Origin of the sequence: Sorangium sp. So ce1335 (assembly GCF_051521615.1) — a bacterium.
Lineage (GTDB): Bacteria > Myxococcota_A > Polyangia > Polyangiales > Polyangiaceae > Sorangium.
Genome location: NZ_CP150363.1, coordinates 4,287,112 through 4,311,172 on the forward strand (window position 1 = coordinate 4,287,112; position 24,061 = coordinate 4,311,172).

Here is a 24,061-nt window from a genome sequence, read left to right on the forward strand (position 1 = left end):
GTCCGGCTCACACCCGCTCCGGAGCGCCGATCACGTTGATCAAGCAGCCTCGCTGAATCGTCGGTTGCCCATCAACCGCTGAGCGGGCGGAGACACCGGTGCTGCCTTCGGGCAGCGCGAGGCCGAGATCCGCCCTGCGTCGGACAGGGCAGGTCACGTCCAGGAGGCGAAAATACCATGGAAGACACGCTGGAACGAAGCAGGCCCGCGCCCCCAGGCGCCGCGCGCGCGAGCCGTTGCGCGAGCGTGCAGACCGCCGAGCGCCGCTGCCGATCGCCGCTCGGCGTCCCAAGAAAACCTATTGTGGGGCGGGCGCGGCGGCCTTTCTTTCACCGGTGTCGAGCGCCCAGCTCGAGTTGCCGATGTACACGTACGTCGCCTTCTTCTCACAGCCCTCGACGCCGAGCGTCGACACGCGGTCCCAGCCGTCGCGACCGAGCTCGACGATGTTGAGCTTGTCGGGGGCACACGAGAGATCGAAGCTTGCGCGCTTCCGCACATGCTCGACGCTCTCGGCATTCTGCTGCGTGACGTTCATGCACGAGAGCAACGTCATCGAGGCGAGGCTCGCGCACACCCACATGAATCTTTCACGTTTCATCGTGGAGGGAGCGTATTACAGGTCACGTGGTTCCCGCAACGACCGACAGGGGCAGCCCGGCCCCACGAGCATGTCCGGCTCACTCCGCGCATGGCGCCGACCATCCAGGGGAGAAGGCAGTCCAATGCTCTGGGTGACCCCCCGGCTTTGCCGGGGAGGCTCCCAATGGCACGGCCCAGCGCATTCCATGAGGAGATAGGACAACGAGCATTGAAGCGCTCTCGCTGGCGTGGTGGTCGTACGTGGCGGGGGTGATCGACGAGCGCGAGCGGAGCATCGATCCGGACGCCGTCGGGAGCGATCTGCGCGCCGCCCTGCTCCGCGAGGCGCTGCGCGACCTTGGCGTGCGCACCGGGCGGCGATACGAGCGTGCGCGCGGCCGGGGAACGCCTGGTGAGCAGCGCGGTCGTGGCGGCGCTGGGCAGAGCGGCCGGCCCCGCGAGCCTGTCGTCGCGCCGGGCAGCGCGAGCACCACGATCGGGGTGCTGCGCATCCTGCCTTGCAGGTAACGTGCCCGCGCGGCCCCCACGCGCCTCCTCCCGCGTCGCGCCCCGGCTTCGGGGCTTGGCGCCGCCCGCCGATCGCCTACCATGCCCCCAATGGCCGCCACCTTCGCCACGTTCTCCCTCGAGGGCGACAACCTCCCCGCGGACATCGTCGTCAACCAGTTCGAGGCCGTCGAGGGCATCTCGACCCCGTACGCGGTCGACGTGCGCTTCACGACGGTGGACACGTCGTTCCGGGTCGAGGATTGCCTGCGCAGCCGCCTCTGCCTGCGGGTCATCGACACCTCCGGCGGGCAGCGCCTGTTCGACGGCATCGTCGACCGCGCCGCCTTCGCGCGCCTCGTCGGCGACGGCCGCCAGTTCGACGTCCGCCTGCGGCCGGCGCTCGCGGCGCTCGCCCACCGCGAGGGGTGCCGCATCTTCCAGGAGAAGAGCATCATCCAGGTGGTGCAGACCGTCTTCGAGGAGGCGGGCTTCGGCGACAAGGTCGAGTGGCGGAACGCGAAGGAGTACGAGGCGCGCGAGTTCATCGTCCAGTACCGCGAGTCGCACCTCAACTTCATCTCACGCCTGCTCGAGGACAACGGCCTCTTCTACTACTTCCGTCACGAGGTCTCGGGGCACACGATGATCATCACCGACGACCCCTCCTCGTTCGAGGTGGAGGAGGGGACGCCGGTGCTCTTCCGCATGGCGCAGGGCGGCCTGCCCGGCAGCCAGCCGCTCGCGAAGCTCACGCGGACGCGCGCCCTGCGCACGAGCAGCGTCCACCTGCGGGACTTCGATTTCGAGAAGCCCGCCGTGAAGCCCGAGTCCTCGCTGCCCCGCAAGGAGGCCGTCCCGCTGCCCTATTTCGAGTACCCCGGCGGCTTCACCAAGGGGAGCGTCGGCGCGCGCCGCGCCGACGCGCGCATGCGCGAGCTCTCCGCCGACGCCGACGTGTGCGAGGGCGAGAGCCGCGCGGCGGGCCTCAAGGTCGGCGAGCCGTTCCTCGTCGAGGGGGCCGCGGAGCCGTGCCTGAACGGCCAGTTCGTCGTCACCCACCTGGTCTCGCGCGGCAACCAGACGCTCACCGGGGGAGAGACGAACTTCGACGTCGAGAACCAGTTCCGCGGCATCCCCAAGGGCGCGCCGTTCGCGGCCGAGCGCCGCGCGCGCAGGCCGCGCATCCGCGGCATCCAGACGGCGGTCGTCACCGGGTCGAGCACCCAGGAGCAGGCGATCCACGTCGACAAGTACGGCCGCATCAAGGTGCGCTTCTTCTGGGACCGGCAGGGCCAGCAGGACCACACGTCGAGCTGCTGGCTGCGCGTCTCGCAGCTCGCGATGGGCGGCTCGATGATCCTCCCCCGCGTCGGCTGGGAGGTCTCCGTCGCCTTCCTCGACGGCGACCCGGACCGGCCGCTCGTCCTCGGGCGCACCTACAACGCGGAGAAGACGCCGCCCGAGTCGCTCCCCGCCGCCAAGGCGTCCGGCACGCTCAAGAGCATGTCGTCGCCGGGCGCGGGCGGCCACAACCAGATAGGCATGTCCGACAGCTCCGGGAGCCAGGGCTTCGGCGTCCACGCCCAGAAGGACCTCAACGTCACCGTCAAGAACGACAAGGTCGATGAGGTCGCGGTCAACGAGGACAACCACATCAGCGTGAACGGCTCCCGCTCGGTCAAGGTCGACGAGTCGATCACCGTGTCGGGCAATCAATCGCTCGACGTCGGCGCGGTGCTGTCGCACAAGATCTCCGGCAACCAGAGCATCTCGATCGGCGGCAACGACACGACGAACGCCATCAGCAATCACGTCGAGAAGATCACCGGAAACCGCTCTTACACGGTGAGCGGCAATCAGACCACGATATCGAACGGCGTCCGGCAGTCGATCACCGGCGACATGAGCCGCAAGGTCGGCGCGGTGCAGATCGCCGGCAGCCTCGCCTCGATCAACGACAACGTCCTCGGCGGGATGACCGAGACGGTCGGCGCCGTGAAGGCGCAGATCATCAATGGCAGCCATGGAGAGCAGATCACCGCGAACAAGGACCAGACCTCCCTCGCGGCCGAGCTCCACCTCACCAAGGGCTCCATCTCCCAGGTGGCGGGCGGCGTCACCAACCTGGTGGGCGGCCTCCATTACCAGAAGCTGAACGGCGACCTCGTCGTGCAGGCGCCGCTCATCACGCTCCTCGGCGCCGTCGGCTCGTTCAAGGGCGGCGGCAGCGAGCTCAAGCTCGGCGGCGGGCCCGTCGTGATCAAGGGGACCAAGATCACGGTGAAGGGCGCGCTCGTCGTCAAGATGGGCGCGTCGATGAAGCTCGGATCATGAGGTCCACGGGCGCTTGTGAGGTGAGAAGTGGCTGAACATCATGTCCTCGCGATTCCCTCCGTCAGCGTGGAGGGCAAGGTCTACCGGGTGCTGCGCTTCGATCTCGCCGAGCAGCTCTCGGAGCTCACGCGCCTCGAGTGCGACCTGCTCGACGACGAGGCGGCGCTGCCGCGGCCGAAGGACGTCCTCGACCGGCGCGCGGTGTTCACGCTCACGCGCAGCGACGACACGCAGACCCGCACCTTCGCGGGCACCATCGTGGCCGCCGAGCTCCTGCCCGACGGCGACGACGTGCCCACGCTGCGGGTCCAGATCGCGCCGGCGCTCTGGAACCTCGGCCAGCGCGCCGACTGCCGCATCTTCCAGGAGAAGAGCGCTGTCGACATCGTGAAGGAGGTCCTCGAGGCCGCGGGCGTGCCGGCGGGCCAGCAGGACTGGCGCGTGACAGAGCCCCACCCCGCGCGCGTCTACACCGTCCAGTACCGGGAGCGGGACCTCGACTTCGTCCACCGCCTCCTCGCCGAGGAGGGCATCTACTTCGCGATCCACACGAAGGACGAGCAGGACGTGCTCGTCTTCGGCGACTCGCCGACGGGCCTCGAGGACATCGAGGGCACGACGACGCTCCCGTTCTACCAGGACTTTGGCGTCGACGGCTTCGCCGATCGCGTCGTGCGCCTCTCCCGGGAGGTCTCGGTGCGGAGCGACAAGGTGTTCGTCCGCGACTACAACCCCGAGAAGCCCTCGCTCAAGCTGGAGGCGTCGGCCGAGGGGAGCGATCCCGGGTCGCACGTGCTCGAGATCTACGAGTACCCCGCGCGCACCGCCGACGTGGGCGTGGCGGAGCGGCTCGCCAAGGTGCTGCTCGACTCCGTTCAGGCCGAGCGCGACGTCGTTCACGGCGAGACCGGCTCGCTCGCGCTGCTCCCGGGCCGGCGCTTCTCGGTGGAGGGCCACCCGTACGACCCGCTCAACCAGGAGTACCTCGTCGTCCGCTCGCGCATTTCCGGCAGCCGCCCGCGGAACTTCGAGCTCTCGGGCCGCGCGGGCGACGGCGACGGCGCGCGCGACCTCCGCATGCGCTGCGAGTTCTGGGGCGTGCCCACGGGGACCACGCGCTACCGGCCGCCGCGGCGCGCCCGCGGGCAGGTCATCCCGGGCACCCAGACGGCGATCACCACCGGGGCCTCGGGGCAGGAGATCCACACGGACGCGAGCGGCCAGGTGAAGGTGTCGTTCCACTGGGATCGCTCCGGCAAGAAGGACGACACGTCGAGCCGCTGGATCCGCACGAGCCAGGTGCCGACCGGCGGATCCATGCTGCTGCCGCGCGTCGGCTGGGAGGTCACGGTGCGCCACCTCGAGGGCGACGCCGACCGGCCGTTCGTGCTGGGCCGCCTGTACAACGCGCTCACGCCGCCGCCCTACGCCCTGCCGAAGGAGGCCGGCAAGAGCTCCCTCCAGACAGCGACGACGCCGGGCGGGGGCAGCTCCAACGAGCTCAGGATGTCCGACGCGAAGGGCGCCGAGGAGATGTTCATCAACGCCTCGAGGGACATGTCCACCGAGGTGAAGAACAACGCGACCGAGTCGATCGGCAACAACCACGCGAAGAAGATCGGCGCGGACCAGTCGACGAACGTCACGAACAGCATGACGACGAGCGTCGGCGCGAACCAGAAGATCACCGTCTCCGGCAACCAGGCGATGAAGGTCGAGACCTTCCACGTGGACGACATCGGCGGCGACCACGCGCTCTCGATCGGCGGCAACCGCGACATGAAGGTAGGCGGCGATCACAAGCGCGACGTCGCCGGCGACAGCGCGCTCACGGTGTCCGGCAACCAGATCGATCTCGTCGTCGGCTCGGTCACGGACGAGACCCTGGCCTCCTTCAACCACGAGGTCGGCGCGGCGCTGGTCGAGCTCGCGCTGGGGCACCGCACCGTGACGGTCCAGGGCGACCGGAGCGAGACGGCCACCGGCGCGAAGGTGATCGCGGTCCGGTCCGGGCGCGGCGTCGAGGTCGGCGGATCGATGAACGTGAAGGTCGGCGGCGCGATCGTCAACGTCGCGAACGGCGATCGCGTGGAGAGCTCGCTCGGCGCCTACACAGAGCTCGCCGGCGGCGCGCAGATCGTCAAGGCGAACAACGTCGTCTTCGAGGCGGCCGGCGCGCTCACGCTGGTCATGGGCGCGTCGATCGTCTCGCTGACGCCCGCGAGCGTCGCGATCCTCGGCCTGTCCGCGAAGCTCGACGGCGACGTCGCCGACGCCGCGGCGCTGGTGATCGACAACTGAGGAGGAGGCGAACGTGGCACGCCAGACGGTAGCGCACTTCACGATCGATGATGTCCCGGCGGCCCGGGTGCTCCGCTTCGAGTCGATCCACGAGGCGGGCAGGCCGCTCGTGCTCGACGTCGAGGTGGTCCTCCACACGTACCAGGAGCTCGACGCGATGATCGGGAAGGGGGCGGTGCTCTCCTTCGGCGCGCCCGGCGAGGAGCCGCGCGTCATCGCCGGCACCGTGGAGGCCGCGACCTCGATCGGCTCGACCGAGCTCGGCATGGAGAGCATCGGCGCGCGCTACGCCGTGCGCGTCGTCTCCTCGCTCGCGCTGCTCGCGCGCAGCGTCGACTCGCGCATCTTCCAGGACATGAGCGCCAAGGAGATCGTCGCGCAGGTCCTCGAGGAGCACGGGGTCTCCCGCGTCGCGTGGCGGCTCAGCGGCGAGTGCCCGAAGCGCGAGTACTGCGTGCAGTACCAGGAGAGCGCGCTCGCGTTCATCTCGCGGCTCATGGAGCACGAGGGCGTCTACAGCTTCGTCGAGGTGGACGCCGAGGGGGAGCTCCTCGTCTTCGACGACGACAGCACCGCCGCCGGGCCGATCGCGGGCGATCCCGCGCTGCCGTACCGGCGGCGCACCGGCCTGAGCGCCGCCGACGAGCGCGACGCGATCTACGCGATCCGCGAGCAGGAGCGGGTGCGGTCCGGCAAGTTCGTCCTCCGCGACTTCGACTTCGAGCGGCCGCAGCTCGACCTCACGGTGACGGCGGCCGCGAGCGAGCGCCCGGAGCTCGAGCGGTACGACTACCCGGGCGGCTATTTCGAGCCGAGCGAGGGCGAGCGGCTCGCGCAGATCCGCCTGGAGGAGGAGCAGGTCGAGCGGCGCACCATCGAGATCGACGCGGTGTGCCCGCGCCTCGCCGTCGGCCACAAGCTCACGGTCACGGACGCCGGCGAGCTCGACGGCGAGTACTTCCTCTTCTCGGTGACGCACACCTTCGTCCACGACGACGAGCGCGAGGGCGCCGCGCCGCGCTCCAGGGCGCGGGCGCGCCTCGTGCCTGCCGACGTGAAGTACCGGCCGCGGCGCATCACGCCGATCCCGCTCATCGAGGGGCCGCAGACCGCGACGGTGGTGGCGCCGGCCGGCGCGCAGGCCGAGGCGATCCACACCGACGAGCACGGCCGGTGCAAGGTCAAGTTCCACTGGGACCGGACCGACGTGACCGACGACAAGGCCTCGTGCTGGATGCGGGTCGCGCAGCTCCAGACGTCGGGCTCGATGATGCTCCCCCGCGTCGACTGGGAGGTGATCGTCGAGTTCCTCGAGGGCAACCCCGATCGACCGATCGTCACGGGCCGCCTGTACAACGGCGTCTTCATGCCGCCGTACGCGCTGCCCGAGGGCAAGACGCGCACGGCGATCCGGACGGCGAGCACGCCGGGCGGCGGCGGCGTCAACGAGGTCCGCTTCGAGGACAAGGCGGGCGCCGAGGAGATCATGATGCACGCCCAGCACGACATGAAGACGGCCGCCGCCAACAACGCGAAGAAGAACATCGGCAACAACGAGACGACGGTGATCGGGAACAACGCGTCGCTCGAGGTCGGCGGCAACCAGACGACGAAGATCACGAAGGGCTCCTCGAACACGATCGGCGCCGATCAGAAGGTCAGCGTGGGCGGCAACCGCACCCTCGAGGTGAACGCTGTGTCGGCGCTCACGGCGAAGGGCAACGCGACGACGACGGTGGGCGGGAACCAGTTCGAGATGGACGGCAACCCGCTCGAGGCGATGCTCGCGCTCGCGGCGCAGGCGGCGGTGCAGTTCGCGAGCGTGATGGCGAACAACGCGATCTCGGCGATCCAGGGGCAGGTCGACGGCGCGATCAACCAGGTGATGGCGCCGATCAACGGGCTGACGCAGCAGGTGCAGGGGCTCGCCGGCGCGATGGGCGCGGTCGCGGGCGGCGACATGAGCCGCATGCCCGGGATGATCGCGGGCGCCTCGGGCATCCCCGGCGCGAGCCAGCTCGCGGCCTCGATGGGGGGCGGCGGCGGCGCAGGGGGCGGCGGCGGCGCAGGGGGCGGCGGCGGCCCGCCGAACATGCTCGCGGCGATCGCCTCGAACGCGGCGCGAAACGCGCTCGCCGGCGGGATCTTCGTCCAGCCCGAGGCGCTCGCCTCCGCGCTCGGCATGGACTCGGGCGGCGGCGGCGGGCAGTCGATGGCGAACGCCGCCGGGCCGGAGGGCAACGTCGACGGCGTCGACGCGACAGACCGCGAGAAGGGGCCGGGGCACTCGATCGCGAAGGTCGCGGGCACGCACAAGGAGGACGTCGGGTCGATGAAGGTGCTCGGCGCGGTCCAGGACATCGACAACAACGTGACCGGCAAGAAGACGATCGACGTCGGCGCCGCGACGGTGCAAGTCGCGTTCGGCACCTACTCGGAGAGCGTCACAGGCTCGAAGAGCGAGAAGGCGACGGGGCTCGTCGTGCTCAGCAGCGCGGGGGAGAGCGAGACGGTCACCGGCTCGCGCACCGCGATGGTCGGCGGCGCGGTCGTCGACAAGCTCAAGGGGTCCCACGTGGTGCAGGCCGTCGGGCCCGCGACGTTCATCGGGGCCTTCCACAAGGTGGAGGCGAAGGGCGCCATCGTCTTCAAGTGCGGCGCCAGCGAGGTGGTGGTCGACGGCGGCGGCGTCACGATCACCTCGCCGCTCGTCGCCTTCCTGGCCCCGAAGATCCAGCTCCCGAAGAAGGTCTCGGAGGTCTGATGGCGGCGCCTCTCGACGGTGGTCCCGGGCTGGCTGGCGCGTCGCCCGCGGTGGAGGAGCTGGAGGCCGACGCCGGCGCCGAGGAGGCGGTCGAGACCCGGCGCGTCACCCTGGACGACGTGCTCGCCGAGCCTGCCGCGCCGGCCGTGGCGCCGCTCCCGGCGCGGCCGGCGCAGCCGCTCGGCGCCGCGATGCGGACCGCGCGCGTCGCGGCGGTCGCCGGGCGGGCCGCGCGGATCCTCCTGCGGGGCGCGGAGGGGCCTGTCGAGGCCGAGATCGCGCCCGAGGTCGATCCCGAGGTGATCGCCGACGCGCACGCCCGCGGCGACGCCGTCCTCGTCGAGCTCTGCGAGGGCGCGCTGCCGCTCATCGTCGGGGCGCTGACGACGCAGCGGCCCAGGGCGCTTCACCTCAAGGCGGCGACGATCACCCTGGAGGGCGAGCAGGAGCTGCTGCTGCGCTCGGGCCGGGGCGCGGTCCGCATCCGCGAGGACGGCGACATCGAGGTGGTGGGCAGCCGCATCAGCGCCGCGTCGCGGGGGCTGTTCCGGATCGTGGGGCGGCTGCTCCGGCTGAACTGACGCGGCGCCGGCGGGGCTCGTCGCGCGCGCGGCTCGAGGGGGCGCGCGCGACGCTCGCGCGGGGCGGCTCAGCGCCGCGCGGCGCTCTGCTCGACGAGCGCCTGCCACCGCGCCTTGAGCGCCGGATCGGCCTGAAAGCGCTCGTGCCACCTCGCATGGAGCGCCGTCCAGCTCTGCGCATCCAGCCCGTAATGGCTCTGGATCTCCTGGACGTGCGCTGGATGCTCCCGCACGTCGGCGCAGATGCGCGCGTACTGCGCGAGCGAGATGCGCTCCACGCGTCGATTCATCGCCGCGTCCACCGCGGCCTGCGCCCCCGTGGCGGACGGGGAGGGCGACGCTTTCGCGGGCGGCCCGTCGCCGGAGCTCGGCTGCTGGAACGGCAGGGCCCAGCTCGCGGACGGGAGCGGCGGCGGTCGTGGCACGGCCTCGTCCCTCGACGTGCGCGGGGGGGCGGGCGGAGGGCTCGGTTGAGAGAAGGGCAGCACCTTGTCGGCCGGCGGCGGAGGGCTCGGTGGAGAGAAGGGCAGCGCCTTGTCGGCCGGCGGCGAAGGGCTCTTGCGCGAGAAGGGCAACGCGATGTCGGCCGTGGAAGTGGCGCTCTTGCGTGAGAAGGGCAGCCCGCCATCGGCCACCGGAGGAGAGACAGGGCGCGAGAAGGGCAGGGCCTTGTCGGTCGGCGGCGGAGAGCTCGGTTGAGAGAAGGGCAGGGCCTTGTCGGTCGGCGGCGGAGAGCTCGGTTGAGAGAAGGGCAGGGCCTTGTCGGCCGGCATCACGGGGGCCGTGCGCGAGAAGGGCAGGGCCTTGTCGGCCGGCATCACGGGGGCCGTGCGCGAGAAGGGCAGGGCGCCGTCGTTCGGCGCCGCGGGAGCCGTGCGCGAGAAGGGCAGCGCCTTGTCGGCGCGGAACGGGCTCACCGCGCCGGCGACCGTGGTGTCCAGCCTGGGTGCGGCCTGCTCCGCGTTCATCTCGCCAGGGGCGGCGTTCGCCGCGTCGTGAACGAAGGGCAACGCGTCCTGGAGCGGGACGGCCCGCGCGCCGAGGCGCGCCACGAGGTCCGGCGGCGCCGTCGGCGGCGGCTCCTCGATCGACAGGGGCCACGGTGTCGGCGTGACCGCGGGCACCGGCGACGGCATCGCCGAAGGCAGCGGCGACGGCGCGCTCGCGGCCAGCGCCGGCCGAGCCACGAGCGGGGGCGCCGACGGCGCGTTCGCGCTCGGCCTCGCCCACGGCGAGCGCGCGATCTCCTCGTCGCTCGCCCCCGCGGCGGCCACCGGCGTCGCGCCCTCCGGCTGCGCCCCGCCCAGGGCCGGGAGGTGCGCCTCGGGCGCCACCGGGATCGGCCCCTCCAGCTTCCTGCGCGCCTCGCGCACCCTGGCCTGGGCGCGGCGCTTCTGCTCCGCGAGGAGCTCCAGGTAGCGCTGGCTCGGGCGGAGCTGCCCCCGCGCGGCCTGCCCCGCCAGCTTCGCCAGCCAGCGCTCCCGCCCCGCCTCCCACGCCTCGACCGAGAGCCCCGCCCCGGCGAGCGCCTCGTCCCGCGGCACGCCCGCCTCCAGGGCCCCGGCGATCGCGGCGAGCTCCTCGAGCGTGATCGATCGGCTGTTCCCCTCGCTCTCCACCATGCCTCCCCCAGCATACCCCCGCCGCCGCGCAGCAGGGCGCCCGCCGCGCCGGCCGATCCCGCGGCGCGGCCGTCCCGCTACCTCATGGCCCGCTGGAACCGCGCCATGAGCTCCTCGTCCTCGAGCATCGCCGCTGTCCATCGCTGCTGCGCGCTCAGGTAGTCCTCGAGCGTCAGGTCGAGCCGGCTCAGCACCGTCGCCATGTCGGTGCCCCGCCTCAACGCGCGCGCGGCCTCGAGGAAGCGGTCGAACGACAGCTCGCTCCGCGCGCGGGCGCGCTGGGCCCGCGCGAACGTCTCGGCGAAGGCGGCGACGAGCGGCGGCACGCCCACGTCCTCGCCGTCGTCGTCGTCCGCCTCGGAGAGGCGCGCCTGCCAGGCGTCGTCGAGCGCCTCCCAGCGCTCCTCGTCCAGCCCGTGCGCGGCGAGGAGCGCCGCGCGATCGGCGCCCGGGTCCGCGAGCTGGGCGGCCAGCGTCGCGTACGCCTCGACGTCCTCCGAGGGATCTTTCATCGCGCCGCCAGGCTACCTCAGCGCGCAGCTTGGGGCCTCTTCCGCGCAGGTGTATCCATGGCGCGTGTCCTTCACCTACCTGCCCTTCGTCGCGCCCGGCGGTCAGGAGGGGCAGCCCTCCGCGCCCGCCGGGATGGCCCCGCCCGCCCTCGACCCGCTCGAGCGCGGGCACGCAGCGCTCCGCCGCGCCGCGCGAGCGCTGGAGCACGACGTCGAGCCCGTGATCGACCTGACCGGGCCCGCGCGCGCCCTGGAACGCGCCTTCGGCGCGATCTACGACGCCTTCGACGGCCGCGCCGACCGCCTCGCCGCCGTGCGCGCCGCCATGGTGGAAATTGACAGCGCTGCTATCCCGATCGGCAACGCGGCGGGGCTCGACGCGGGCCTCGCGACCGTGGGCGGGCTGCTCCGGGACGCGCGCGGCTGGCTCGAGCGCGCCGAGGCGCGGCTCGCGGCCGCCCCGCCCGCGCCGCCGCTGGATCCGCCGCCGATCCTGGCGAGCCGCGATCGGCCGCGGCTCCACGCCGTCGCGCGCGCGTCGCTCGTGACGAGGCTCAAGGTCCCGGAGCCGCCCCCGGCCGAGCTCGTGGCGAAGCCGCCGCCGCCGATCCCGCGGCCGACGACGTTCGAGGAGCTCAAGGCCGCCGTCGCGGCGCTGAAGCAGCGCGCGCCCGCGCCCGGCGCGATCCCGGCCGCGGCGGGCGCGCAGCCGCTCGCGCCGCGCGGGGACGAGCCCGCCGCGCGCCCGGCGCCGCCGCCGGGCTTCGCGCGGGAGATCGGCGCCGCCATCGACGACGTCGCGTTCCTCCGCGCCCGCACCCGCGAGTGCTTCGAGGAGGTCGCGATGGTCGGCATGCAGCGGGCGCCGCTCCTCGGCGATCCGTTCCGCGGCGCGCTGGTGCTCGAGCGGCGCATGCTCGCGGCGATCGACGTGATCGCGGCGATCGGGGCGCCCGCGCTCGAGCACCTGCCGCGGCTCGTCGCCGAGGCCCCCGTGAAGGATCCGAGCCTCGCCTTCGCGAGCGCGATGGTGCTCGGCTGCTTCGCGGGCCGCGACGCGCTCGCCGCGGCCGAGCACGCGCTGCTCCGGAGCGAGCGGGACCGGGCGTTCATCGACGAGCTAGGCGCCGCGCTGAAGCTCGTCCCGCACGAGCTGCTGCCGCTCGCGCTCCGCAGCCTGCTCCGCGAGCCCGAGCCGCTCGTCCGCGCGATGGCGATCGACGTCCTCGCGTACCGGGGCCTCGCGACCGAGGACGAGCTCATCGCGGCGGCCTCGGACGAGGCGGCGCCCGTCGCGGCGCGCGCGCTGTACCACCTCGGCTGCGCGCCGAGCCAGCGCTTGCCCGAGCTGATCCAGCGGGCGCTCGCGCCCTCCGCGGCGGCGGATCCCGAGCTCCGCGAGGCCGCCTGGACGGCCATGGCGCTCTCGGATCACCCGCACGCGTCGATCACGCTGCGCGCCGCGATGGAGGCGCCCGAGGGCGGTGACGCGGCGGCGCTCCTGCTCGCGCTCGCGGGCGACGAGGCGGACGCGCGGCACCTCGTCGCGCGGGCCTTCGAGGCGCCGCGCCGCGGCCTCATCGTCGCCGCGGGCTGGGCGGGCGCGGCCTCGTCGGTGCCCCTGCTCATCGACCTGCTCGAGCGCGACGGGGACAAGGCGATGAAGCTCGCCGCGGCCTACGCGCTGGAGCGGATCACCGGCGCGGACCTGTGGGAGGAGGTCGCGGTGGAGGACGAGGAGATCGTCGTCGCCGAGCCGCCCGACCCCGACGTGGGCGAGCCGCGCGAGGTGAAGCTGGCGCAGATCGTCAGCGACCCGCGCGACCTGCCCGCGGCGCCGGCGCCGGAGCTCGTGGAGCAGCCCACGGTGGACGCCGCGCGCTGGCGGGCCTTCTGGATCGAGCGCTGCCAGGGCTGGGACATGGGCGCGCGGTACCGGCGCGGGCTCCCGTACACGCCCGACGTCGTGCTCGACGAGCTCGACGCGGGCCGCGTCACGCCGGGCGAGCGCCGGTCGCTGCAGCGCGAGCTCATCGCCCGCACCGGGAACTTCGTGCGCTTCGATCCGCACGACTTCGTCGTGGACCAGGAGGAGGCGATCGCGGCCTGGCGGCCGATCGCGTCGCGCGCCTCGGGCGCCCCGGGCCGCTGGACGCGGCCGCGCCGGCGCGCAGGGTGAGCTCGGCGACAGCGGCGGTGCGCCGCGCGGCGGCCCCGCCGCCCGCGTCGCGCGCCGCGCGCGGAGCGCTGCTGCCGGCCGCGTGAAGCCGCCTCCGCGCCGCGCTGGCGGCCTTGCCGCGCCGCGGCGGCTGACGCATGGCCTGGGCCGGGCGCGGCGCCCGCCGAGGGGGAGCATGGATCAGCGCGGACTTCGGAAGAGCGGCAGGCAGATCCTCGCGGCCGCGGCGCTCGGCGCCGCGGTGCTCGCGGCGCCTCCTTCGGGGGCCCAGACCAGGGAGGAGCTCGCGGAGGCGCGGGCGCTCTTCCAGGAGGGCGTCGCGCTGAGCGCGGCGAACAACTGCGCCGCGGCGCTCGCGAGGTTCCACGCGGTCGCGAGCGTGCGGCGCACGCCGCAGGTGCTGTTCAACATCGCCGAGTGCGAGGAGCGGCTCGGGAGGCTCGTCTCGGCGCTCGGCAACTACCGCATCGCCGCGGCCGCGGCCGAGGGCGACCCCAGGGCGAAGGACGTCACGGCCAACGTCGGCGCGCGCATCGAGGGCCTGGAGCTGCGCATCCCGAAGCTCGCGATCCGCCGCGGCCAGGGGGCGCTCACGGCGACGATCCTGCTCGACGGATCGGCGCTCGGCGCCGCGCAGATGAGCGCCGACATCCCCGTCGACCCCGGGCCGCACGTCGTCTCGGCCAGGATCGGCGACCGCGAGGTGGTGCGGGAGACGGTGACGCTCGAGGAGGGCGACGCGAAGACCGTGGAGGTCGCGATCACCGAGCCGCCCACGGCGCCGGCGGCCGTGGCCTCGCCGCGGGACGCAGCTCCGCCGGCGGCGGGTCCACGGCCGCCGCCGGCGCGGCCGTCGAGGGTGCCGGGCCTCGTCGTGCTCGGCGCCAGCGTCGCGAGCGGCGCGGTGGGCGGTGTATTCCTCGGCCTCCGCGCCGGCACGCTGAGCGATCTCGACGCGCTGTGCGGCGGCGACACGAGCTGCCCTCCCTCGGCCCGGCCCACCGCCGACCGCGGCCGGCTCTACACGGGCGTCGCCGAGGTCGCGATAGGGCTCGGCGTCGTCGGGGTGGCCGCGGGGATCGCGCTGCTCGTGACGAGCAGCGGCCCCGCCCCGGCGGCGCCGCGCGCCGGCGGGGCCGCGATCCGCCGGGCTGCCGGCGAGGGCGCCGGTCGCGCGGCGGTCGTGCTGCAGGCGCCCGGCGCCGACCTCGCGGGCCTCAGCGTCGCCGGCAGCTTCTGAGGCCGCGCGCCCGCGCGGGGCACGGGCGCGCGCAGGCCCGTCAGCCCTGGCTCTGGCAGCAGAACGTCCTCGGGGCGGCGCCCCGCGCCGATCCTGTCGCGGTGCCGCCGCTCGGGGCGCACGCGCCGCCGGTGGGCGTGGCCGACGTCACCTTGCGGCCGACGATCGTGGGGTTTCCCTCGACGTCCTCGCACGCTCCAGCGAGGACCTCGACCAGCGGCGTCTCGCACGTGTTCGTCTCGGCGTCGGCGTAAAGGGCGATCGTCGTCCGGCACGTCCCGTTCGACGGCTCGCCGCACGCGCAGTCGTCCTCGCAGCCGCGGTCGTCCTCGATCTCGGTGAAGAACACGTGCTTCTCTGTGTACGCGCCGGGCGGGCAGGCGTTGTCGCCGTCCCTCGCGATGCAGAGCCCGCCCTCGAACGGCGCGCCCGGCCTGGGCACGCAGACCCGGCCGACGTTGCAGCCCTGGCCCGCCGGCGGCGCGGGGCACGCGCGCCCGAGCCCCGTCCACCGGGGCGCCGGCACCTCGATCTGCACGGGGCTCGGCGCGCAGCTCCCGCCGGTCGCCTCGAGCGGGGCCGCGGAGACGGACGCGACGCACGGGTGCGCTTCCCGGTCCGCCTTGCACTCGCCGCCCGGCTCGCAGGCCATCCCGCCGCCGAAGACGCCATCGGGCCCCGCGCACGCGTTGGGCATCCAGTCGGGGATCGGCTTCAGATCCCACGCGCACACCCAGGGCGATCCACACGGCGCGTCGCTGACGCTGATCTGGATGCTCTCCAGGTCGCATCGCTGCCCCTGCACAGGGCCGCACGAGCACGTGCAGCTCGCCGGCGGCGCGGACAGGCCCCGGTTCCCGACGAACGGCTGCCCCGCGGCGAACGGGGCAGGGCAGCCCGGGTCCATCGCGGGCGCCCCGTCGAACAGCGCGAAGTAGCCGCTCCAGCCCTCCGGCACTGCCGTCGTGCACACGAAGTCGCCGCAGGCCGGATCGGCGCAGTCGACGAGGCCGTTCTCGTCGTCGTCGGCGCCGTTCGAGCAATCCTCCGACCCGGGCCCGCTCGAGCTGCCGCCTCCCGAAGGCTCGGGCTCGTCGAATGTGTAGTCGGGGTAGAGGCACGCCGCGGGCGCCGCGAGGGCGCCGGCAGCACAGAGCCCGATCCAGGCCAAGAGGCGCGAGCCCCGGCCGACACGACAAGAGCTCACCGCGTCACCTCCGCGCCAGGGCCGCCGCGGCGCAGCGCCCCCGCGCCGCGCCGCCGTGCTGTGGATCCGGCTACTTCCTGGCGGGCGTGGCGGGCGCGGCCGGCCTGGGCGCCGGGCCGGCCGGCTTCGCCGGGGCCGCCTGCGGCGCGCCCTTGCCGGGCGGCGCAGCCTTCGCGGGCGCCGCGTCGCCGGTCTGCCCGCTGTTGTACATCTGGATGGCGCGGTCGGTGAGCTCGAGGTCCGCGCGGTAGTAGGGGGCGGCCGACTTGTCGAGGATGAGGTCGTAGCCCTCCTGCGCGGCGAGGCGGCGGAGCAAGCCGAGCACCTTCTGCAGGATCGGCGTCGTCAGCTCGCTCTCCTTGCGCTGCATCTCGCGCTGGTAGTCGACCATCGTCGCCTGGAGCTCGGCGGCCTGACGCTGCCAGGTCTCGAACCGGCGCTGGAGCGCGTCCTTCGGCGTCTTGCCGGCCTGCGCCTCCTTGTCGAGCTTGTCGCGCTCGTCGGCGAGCACGCGCTGCTTCGTGTCGAGCTCCACCTGGCGGCTGTCGAACAGCTTCTTGAGCGTCGCCTGCACGCGGAGCCCCTCCTCGGTCTCCAGCATGGCGCGGCGCACGTCGACGACGGCGATCTTCGACTGCGCCGACGCGGGCGCGGACGACAGGAGCGCCGCGCCGCCCAGCGCCGCGGCGGCGAGCAGCGGCAGGACGCGCGCCGCGAGCCGGCGGCCCGCGGTCGGGCGGGCCGGGAGCGCGGCGCCCGGGCTCGCGCCGGCCGGACGCGCGGGGCTGGAGAGCGTGGAGCAGCGCGCGAAGGGCCGCGCAGAGACGTTGTTTTGCATCGCGGATGGCCTTAGCTACCCGGCCATCCAACGTCAAGAACGTGGCGCGCCCTTCTCGCGCGCCGGAGCCGCCGCGCCCTCGGCGTGAGCCTCCTTGCCCTGCGCAGGGCCTCCGCCGCGCTGCGCCGCCGGATCGCCGCCGGCGGTCTTCGTGATCTTGCTGCGCGACGGCGCCGCCGCGGGCGGCTTGAAGGCCGCCTCCCGCAGCGCCTCCGGCGCGGAGAGCGCGGGCAGCGACCGGCCGAGGCGCTCGCGGGCGAGGGCGATGAGCCGCCCGACGTCGTCGCTCCCGCGCACGAACGCCTCGCGGTGGCGTGGATCCCGGAGGGCCGCGACGCGCGCGCCGAGGGCCGTGAACGCGGCGTCCAGCGCGGCGTTCGCCCCCGCCTCGTCCCCTGTCGCGAGCAGGGCCTCCACGAGCGTGAGGCGGATCGCGTCGTTCCACTCCTCGATGGGCCCGCCGTCCAGGTGGCGAGCGGCCTCGCGCGCCGCGGCGACCGCCTCCTTCACCTCGCGGCGCGCGAGCTGGACGCGGGCCAGCGCGAAGCTCGCCATCGCCTGCAGCGCGGCCGCGTGGCGCGCCGTCTCCTCGCAGAGCCAGCGCGCGATGGAGTGCGCGGTCCCGTAGTCGCCGGGCGCGCCGCGCCAGACGAGGAAGACCGCCTCGTACAGCCGGGCGACGATCTTGAGCCGCGCGACCTGGCACGCGTCGGCGAGCCGGTCCGCCTGGCGCTGGCACGCGATGCCCTCCTCGAGGTTGCCGAGCCGCGCGTACGACATGCCCACGTTGTGGAGCGCGAAGCCCTCGAGCACCCGGAGGTGCCGGCTCCGCGCGTCGACGAGCGCGCGCTCGAGCAGCGTCTGCGCCTCCTCGAACAGGCCGAGGGTGTTCAGCGTCGAGCCGGTGTTCAGGCGGGCCTTCGTCGCGACGACGGCGTCGCCTTCGCGATCGGCCTCCGCGACGAGCGCCGCGCCCGCCTGCACCGCGGCGGACAGGTCGCCGACGTGGATGAGCGCGGCCAGGCGGGCCTCCTGGGTGTGGAGGATGGCGTCGGTCGCGCCGCTCGAGCGCGCGAGCTCGACCGACGCCTCCGCCGCGCGGAGCGCCTCGGCGGGCCGGCTCATGTCCGCGAGGCCGCGGACGCGCGACGCGAGCAGCATGGCGCGGATCGACGGCGAGAGCGCCGCCGCGAACTGCGGCGACAGCGCGGAGGCGGCGCGCGCGTCGCCCTCGGCGCTGCGGCCCGCCTCGACGAGGCACGTCGCCGCGAGCACCTGTGCCTCGCCCCACAGATCCGAGCCGGGCAGCGCGAGGCGCGCCGCCTCCTCCGCCGCGTCGAGCCCTTCGGGGACGCGGCCCATCAGCGCGCAGATCGTCCCCTTGTGGACGAGGAGCATCGCGCGCGTGGTCCCCTCGGCCCCGCAGGCGAGCCCGCGCGTCGCGAGATCGAGCGCCGCGTCGAGCGCCGCGCCCCGCGCCACCGCGCCCCGCGTCGCCCGCGCATAGAGCAGCGCGGCCCGCGCCTTGTCGCCGCCGGCCTCGGCGTGCCGCGCGACGAGCCCCGGGTCGACGTCCCCCGCGGACTCGAGCCAGGCCGCCGCGGCGAGGTGGAGCGCGGCGCGATCCTCCTCGAGGATCGACGCGTACGCCGCGTCACGCACGAGCGCCTGGCGGAACGTCCACTGCGCCTGACCGGCGACGCGGGGCTCGATCTGGCGCGCGATGATCTCGCCCGCCTCGAGCTCGGCGAGCTCCGCGCCCACGGGGCGCTCGAGGAGCGCCTCGACGCCCCCGGTCCAGAAGACCTGGCCGAAGACGGACGCGGCGCGCAGCGCCTCGCGCACCCCCTTCGACATGCGGTCGACGCGGAGCTGCACGAGCGCCTGCACGCTGAGCGGCACGTCGTCGCGCCCCTCGGCGGCGTGGCGGATGAGCTCCTCGAGGAAGAGCGCGTAGCCGCCGGCGCGCTGGACGATCGCGCCCCGCATGGCCGGATCGGCCTGGGGCAGGGCGGTCGCCACGAGCCGGTCCGCGGCCTGCGGCGACAGCGGCGAGAGCGGCAGCCGGGTCACGTTGCGCTGCGCCCACAGCGCCGGGAACCGGCTGAAGAGCTCGGAGCGCGCGAAGCCGAAGACGCCGAAGCGGAGGTCGGGGCAGCCGAGCAGCCAGTCGACGAGCGCGATGGTGGTGCCATCGGCCCAGTGCATGTCCTCGATGACGAGGATCTGCGGCGTGTCCTCGGACTTCGAGCGGAAGAACGCCTCGATCGCCATCCGCATGCGCGACTCCATGAGCTGCGGGCTCTCGCGCGCGGCGCGCAGCGGCTCGTTGCCGTCGTCGGGGAACGGCACGCCGGTGAGCTCGCCGATGAAGGCGGCGAGGAAGCGCAGCGGGCGGGCCAGGCGCGTCGCCACGTGGGCGCTCACCTTCTGCACCTGGTCCTCGCGGCGCTCGCCGTCGTGGATGCCCATGAGCGCCCGCAGCGCGCGGCCGAGCCCCGAGAGGCCCGAGCCCTGGCTCATCGGATCGCCGCGGCAGAGCAGGATGACGGGCGCGTGCGGCGCCATGTCGAGGCGCTGGATCAGCTCGGCGCGGACGCGGCTCTTGCCGATGCCCGCGGGGCCGGTCACGAGCGCGGCGCGCGGGACGCCGTCCTCGGCGAGGTCGTTGAAGATGCCCTGGAGCCTCGCGATCTCGTGCTCCCGCCCGATGGTCGGCGAGGGGCGCCCGAGCAGCTTGCGCGCGTCGAAGCCGGTCGCGTCCTCGTGCAGGAGCACGCCGCCCCGCGCGTCCTCCTGGACCACGAACCGCCCCTCGAGCGCCGCGGTCGCGTACGCGTCGATCCGCACCGCGCCGGGCACGGCGGACTCGAGCTGCTGCGCCGCGCGCTCGAGCGCCTCGCCGGCGAGGTTCGCGCGGCCGCGGACCGCGTGCCCGACGGCGACCGAGACCCGCGCGCCAGGCGTCGACCGCGCCACGGTCAGCGCCGCCCGCGCGGCGCGCATCGCCTCGTCGCCGCGCGAGCGCTCGACGCCGAGGACCGCGACCATCTTCCCGCTGAGGAGCGGCTCGAGCCGCGCGTCGTCGCCGAGGACCTCGCGCAGCGCGGCGTCCACCTCGGGGCGGAGCGGGCCGGCGCCCAGCTCGAAGAGCACGCAGGCGACGACGCGCCGCTCGCTCGTGGCGAGCCGCGTCTGCGGCCGCTCGTCGCCCGATCCAGCCGGGCTCGCCGGGGTCGCCCTGATCTCCGGCGCGGCCGCCCGCCGCACCGCCGAGGCCGACCTGTCTGTCGCGGGCGGGTCGTTGTTGAGCTCCCCGACCCGCGCGAGCGCGCGCGCCAGCTCCCCGCCGTTCTCGTACCGCTTCTCGCGATCGCGGGCGATGGCGCGGGTGATCACCTCGTCGAGCGCCTCCGGCACGTCGAAGCGGATCTGCTGCGCGCGGGGCGGATCCTCGAGCACGAGGCGGCCGAGCAGGGCGATCGCGTGCTCGGTCTCGAACACGTTCCTGCCCGTGACCAGGCGGAACAGGACGGAGCCCAGCGAGTACACGTCGGCCCGCGCGTCCACCGGCTCGCCGCGCGCCTGCTCGGGCGCCATGAAGTGCGGGGTGCCGATGATCGTGCCGCGCTCCGTGGGACAGTCGTCCGGGGTCGCGAGCTTCACGACCCCGAAGTCAATCAGCTTGATCGCGGTGCCCTTGCCCCGGACGAGGAAGATGTTGGAGAGCTTGAGGTCGCGGTGGACGACGCCGCGGGCGTGGATGGCGGCCATGGCGGCCGCGCTGCGACGGACGACCTCCACCGAGTCGCGCAGCCCGAGCGGCGCGCGGCGCTGGCGCTGCCCGAGGTCCTCGCCGTCGAGCCACTCCATCGCGAAGAACAGGCGCCCGTCGAGCCAGGTGCCGTGGGCGATGTACTGGACGATGTTGGGGTGCCGGAGATCGGCGAGGATCGCGATCTCGCGCGCGAAGCGGGCGCGCTCCTGGGGCGACGCGGCGGCGCGAAGGATCTTGATCGCGACCGGGGCGCCGGTCGTCTGGTCGGTGCCCTTGAAAATATCGCCCATGCCGCCGCTTCGGCTGCGGGCTTCGATCATGAAGCGGTCGGTCGGATCGGTGAACTCCCGGAGCACCGTCAGGGAAGGCTACGCGAATTTCGCAGCCTCGTGCCAGAGAGAAGGCGTTCCGCGCCGTCGGTCGCCGTCGGTTGCCGTCGGTTGCCGTCGGTTGCCGTCGGTTGCCGTTGGTTCCAACCGCGCGGCGCGGACGTGCGCCGCCGGGCGGCCTGGGCCGAGCTCCGCGCCGTGCGCCTCCGCGCTCAGAAGCCCGTGAGCAGCCCGGCGCCGAGCGATGCGGCCAGGCGAGGGGTCCTCGGGGCGCCGACGGCGGGGGTGTCCCGGAGCCGGAACGCGGTGAGGAGCAGCTCGGCGTGGCCATAGACCCCGAGCCAGTCGGTCAGCGGGACCTCGACCCCGCCACGGAGCCCGAGCGTCATCATCAGCAGGGCCGCATCGGGGTCCGCGCCGGGCTGACCGGCGAGCAGCAGCATGCTGACCTCCATGATGCCGCAGCCGACGAACGGGGCGCGCGCATGGAAGCACGAGACGAGGGCGCCGGAGAGGAGCGACTCCGTGTACGGCGACGGCTCCCCCGAGCTCCCGGGGCTCGATGGATCCTGATCCGCGCCCTCGCGGCCGAGAGGCGCCACGAAGGGCATCAGTTTCCGGATCTCGATCGCCAGGGTCACGCGCCGCGACATGCGCGACCGGGCAATGCAGGAGACGCCGCCGAGCACCTCGCTGGTGGCTCCGAACCGCACGTACCCGCCGGCGCCGAGCTGCGTCTGGTGCGGGAGTGTGTCGGGGTCGATCGCGGGCTCCGGGCGCGGCGGCGCCGGCCGCCTCGCCCGCGGCGGGGCCGGCGGCGCGACCTCGGGGGGAGGCGCTGTCGCCGCGGGGGCGCGCTCGTCGAGGCCGAACGGCGTCAGGGTGAAGGCGATCGAGAGCGCGGTGTAGCTCGTGAGCAACCTGCACGCGGCATCGTCGTTCGGAGCGTCGAACTCGCGCTCCGAGGAGACCTTCCCGCCCGCGTCCCGGTACCTGATCTTCGCCACGAGGTCGGCGCCGCGCGAGACGATCTCGACGCCGACCTCCTCGGGCGCATCCTCCCGGAAGGGGTCGTACCCCGTGCGCGCCTGGATCTGCTCGCGCAGCGCGGCTTCTCCAGGGCACGACGCCGCTCGCCCATCCTCGCTGTACTGCAATCGCAGGACGCGGCGCGCCGGCTCCGCGGCGAGCGCGGGCGCGCCGAGCAGGAGAGACATGAAAACGATGTTGAAGAGAAGGGCTCGTCGCATTCCCGGGTCGATGGCTCCACTGAGCGAGTCGTTCGTTGATGGCCGCCATTCAGAGCGCTCGAATCGCAGCGCGTCAAGAGCGCATGACGCTTCTTTTTAAGCGATCTCGAGCCCGGGCAGGCGTCGTATGCGTGAGAATCGAGCGCGCTATGACGTAATGAGATCGCAATGCGATTGTGAATGCGCGTGAGCGTTATTCGTGACGATTCGCGCCGGCGCCCATATATGGCCGCTCCGTGGCCCGCCGCGCCGCCGCATCTGCCTTCCTGGCAAACGAGGGACGTTGTCCGTAAGAGACTGCAAACCGGGATGAACGCGCGCCGATCACGCGCTGAGCAGGAGCGCGCGGCCGCGTTCCGCCGCGCGTGCGCGACGCGCGTTGGCGCCGCGCGGGGATCGGTCGGGACGGTGCGAGGGGGGAGAGTAAGGAGGGGCCGGGCGAGCGCTCAGCCGGCGCCGGCGCCGGCGCGCGAGGCGAGGCGGGCGAGGTCCTTTGGATCGCTGACCCGGACGAGGATGACGGTGATGTTGTCGCGCCCGCCGCCCGCGTTCGCCTTCTCGATCAGCGCCTGGGACGCCTTCTCGGGATCGGGCTCGGCGAGGAGGATGTCGCGGATGGCCTCGTGCGTCGCCATCTTCGAGAGGCCGTCGGAGCAGAGGAGGTAGACGTCGCCGGGGTGGGGGCGCGCGATGATCAGGTCGACCTTGACCGCGGGAGAGATCCCGATGGCCCGGCTCAGGTGGTTCGCCATCGGCCCGGTGATCCCGGCGGCGCCCATGGTGTGATCGGTGGTGAGCTGCGTCAGCTCGTTGTCGCGGAGGCGGTAGCACCGGCTGTCGCCGACGTGGCCGATGTAGAGGCGCTGCTTGTTCGGGGAGAAGCGCGCGCTGACCAGGGTCGTGCCCATGCCGGTGAGGCTCCGCTCGGCGTGGGCTCGCTCGTAGATGGCCTGGTTCGCCCGCTGGATCGCGACCGCGAGCTCGCTGCCGCGCCGCGGGACATCGGGGTAGGCGCGCTCCGCCTCGCCGTCCACGAACGACTGGTCCCGGAACGCCCGCGCGATCGTGTCGACGGCGAGGCGGCTGGCGACGTCGCCGCCCGCGTGCCCGCCCATGCCGTCCGCCACGGCGAACAGGTAGTGCTCGTCCAGGCAGAGATAGCAGTCCTCGTTCTTCTTGCGCTTCTGGCCGGGATCGGTCTGTCCGACGGCGCTGATCAGCAGGAGCGGCGACGAGCTGGTCGGCTCGTCGACCGCGGCCTCGTCGTCGTAGATGATGGGGACGGCCGAGGGCTCCTCGCGCTCGTGCTCGTCGTCGTCGTCGTCGTCGTCGCCACCGTAGGACGGGGCGCTCGGGCGCTTGATCGCGCTCTGCAGCACCTCCGGCGGCGCCAGCGTGATCAGCGTGAGGTCGTCGTCGTCATCGAAGGCGTCATCGTCGTCGTCGCGGCGCGACGACCCGGTGGTGCGCTTCCAGTCGGCGCCGGAGACCCGCTCTGCGCGGCCCTGTGCCCCGGCGGCCTTCGCGTGCGAGCTCTCGCTCGCGGGCACGCGCGTCCCGTCCTGGGCGCCGACAGCGCCCGCCCCCGTCGTCGAACCTTCGAGATCTGCCTCCCCCTCGTCGAGGGCATGGGCTCCTGGGCCACCCTGCGACGGCGCGATCGCCGCGCGGGGCCGGGCCCGGTCGCCGTTGTTTGAACGAAAATACCAATAGATCAGCCCGAGAAGGGCGATTCCCATGACAAGGGCGGCTGCGAGATCGGCCATGTCCCGGCGACCAACGTAGCAAAGGCGCGCCGCGTCTCCGAGATCAACATGCAGGGGGACGGACGACGGCGCTCGTTCCTGGTCCTCGGCCGGCACAGCGGCGCTTCGAGGGCGCACCTCGGCGCCTGCCGGCGCAGGAGGGCGCCTGCGCGTCCTGCCGCAGTTGTAGAGAGAGACGGGGGGCGGGCGGACGCCACAGCGAGCGCCGCGGGGAGGTCGCGTCTGCCGAGCCGTGCGCGTGCGCCGGGCCCGGCCTGCGCCCCGCGCG

General features: G+C 73.8%; 15 protein-coding genes. 7 read left to right on the top strand and 8 right to left on the bottom strand.

From position 1 onward, the window contains the following. Nucleotides 1-298: 298 nt before the first annotated feature. Nucleotides 299-538, bottom strand: coding sequence for a hypothetical protein (locus tag WMF24_RS15830; RefSeq protein ID WP_437737242.1), 240 nt, complete (start codon nucleotides 536-538; stop codon nucleotides 299-301). Nucleotides 539-852: 314 nt separating this feature from the next. Here WMF24_RS15830 and WMF24_RS15835 point away from each other — a divergent pair, with 314 nt between their 5' ends. From WMF24_RS15835 to WMF24_RS15855, 5 genes are all read left to right on the top strand, one after another. Further along, on the top strand, nucleotides 853-1,110 hold the full coding sequence (locus WMF24_RS15835) for a hypothetical protein (RefSeq protein WP_437737243.1): 258 nt from the start codon (nucleotides 853-855) through the stop codon (nucleotides 1,108-1,110). 90 nt (nucleotides 1,111-1,200) lie between these two features. Further along, nucleotides 1,201-3,426 (top strand): type VI secretion system Vgr family protein, encoded by a 2,226-nt coding sequence (locus tag WMF24_RS15840; protein WP_437737244.1) that lies wholly within the window; start codon nucleotides 1,201-1,203, stop codon nucleotides 3,424-3,426. A 27-nt stretch (nucleotides 3,427-3,453) separates the two neighbouring features. Beyond that, nucleotides 3,454-5,727 carry a type VI secretion system Vgr family protein gene (locus WMF24_RS15845; protein WP_437737245.1) on the top strand — a complete coding sequence of 758 codons (2,274 nt, stop codon included), beginning with the start codon at nucleotides 3,454-3,456 and terminating at the stop codon, nucleotides 5,725-5,727. A 13-nt stretch (nucleotides 5,728-5,740) separates the two neighbouring features. Further along, the gene (locus WMF24_RS15850) at nucleotides 5,741-8,491 is read left to right on the top strand and encodes a type VI secretion system Vgr family protein (RefSeq protein WP_437737246.1); all 2,751 of its coding nucleotides are present in this window, start codon (nucleotides 5,741-5,743) and stop codon (nucleotides 8,489-8,491) included. Continuing rightward, the gene (locus WMF24_RS15855; protein ID WP_437737247.1) at nucleotides 8,491-9,072 is read left to right on the top strand and encodes a hypothetical protein; all 582 of its coding nucleotides are present in this window, start codon (nucleotides 8,491-8,493) and stop codon (nucleotides 9,070-9,072) included. The genes WMF24_RS15850 and WMF24_RS15855 overlap by 1 nt, the downstream gene beginning before the upstream one ends. Nucleotides 9,073-9,140: 68 nt before the next feature. Here WMF24_RS15855 and WMF24_RS15860 read toward each other — a convergent pair whose 3' ends face one another. Then, entirely contained in the window at nucleotides 9,141-10,694 is a 1,554-nt protein-coding gene (locus tag WMF24_RS15860; RefSeq protein ID WP_437737248.1) for a hypothetical protein, read from the bottom strand. A gap of 77 nt (nucleotides 10,695-10,771) precedes the next feature. Continuing rightward, on the bottom strand, nucleotides 10,772-11,206 hold the full coding sequence (locus tag WMF24_RS15865; RefSeq protein ID WP_437737249.1) for a hypothetical protein: 435 nt from the start codon (nucleotides 11,204-11,206) through the stop codon (nucleotides 10,772-10,774). 64 nt (nucleotides 11,207-11,270) lie between these two features. Here WMF24_RS15865 and WMF24_RS15870 point away from each other — a divergent pair, with 64 nt between their 5' ends. Together WMF24_RS15870 and WMF24_RS15875 are read left to right on the top strand one after the other, a co-directional pair. Continuing rightward, on the top strand, nucleotides 11,271-13,385 hold the full coding sequence (locus WMF24_RS15870) for a hypothetical protein (RefSeq protein ID WP_437737250.1): 2,115 nt from the start codon (nucleotides 11,271-11,273) through the stop codon (nucleotides 13,383-13,385). Between the two features lie 175 nt (nucleotides 13,386-13,560). Then, complete coding sequence (locus WMF24_RS15875) at nucleotides 13,561-14,625, top strand: PEGA domain-containing protein (protein WP_437737251.1); 1,065 nt, start codon at nucleotides 13,561-13,563, stop codon at nucleotides 14,623-14,625. Between the two features lie 40 nt (nucleotides 14,626-14,665). Here the strand turns inward: WMF24_RS15875 and WMF24_RS15880 are convergent, their stop codons facing one another. From WMF24_RS15880 to WMF24_RS15900, 5 genes are all read right to left on the bottom strand, one after another. Further along, entirely contained in the window at nucleotides 14,666-15,832 is a 1,167-nt protein-coding gene (locus WMF24_RS15880; RefSeq protein WP_437737252.1) for a hypothetical protein, read from the bottom strand. Nucleotides 15,833-15,902: 70 nt separating this feature from the next. Further along, nucleotides 15,903-16,670 (bottom strand): OmpH family outer membrane protein, encoded by a 768-nt coding sequence (locus WMF24_RS15885; RefSeq protein ID WP_437737253.1) that lies wholly within the window; start codon nucleotides 16,668-16,670, stop codon nucleotides 15,903-15,905. A 33-nt stretch (nucleotides 16,671-16,703) separates the two neighbouring features. Next, the gene (locus WMF24_RS15890) at nucleotides 16,704-20,804 is read right to left on the bottom strand and encodes a serine/threonine-protein kinase (protein WP_437737254.1); all 4,101 of its coding nucleotides are present in this window, start codon (nucleotides 20,802-20,804) and stop codon (nucleotides 16,704-16,706) included. 185 nt (nucleotides 20,805-20,989) lie between these two features. Beyond that, on the bottom strand, nucleotides 20,990-22,027 hold the full coding sequence (locus tag WMF24_RS15895; RefSeq protein ID WP_437737255.1) for a hypothetical protein: 1,038 nt from the start codon (nucleotides 22,025-22,027) through the stop codon (nucleotides 20,990-20,992). A gap of 446 nt (nucleotides 22,028-22,473) precedes the next feature. After that, nucleotides 22,474-23,766: a PP2C family protein-serine/threonine phosphatase gene (locus WMF24_RS15900; RefSeq protein ID WP_437737256.1), complete on the bottom strand. Its 1,293-nt coding sequence runs from the start codon at nucleotides 23,764-23,766 to the stop codon at nucleotides 22,474-22,476. Nucleotides 23,767-24,061: the final 295 nt, after the last annotated feature.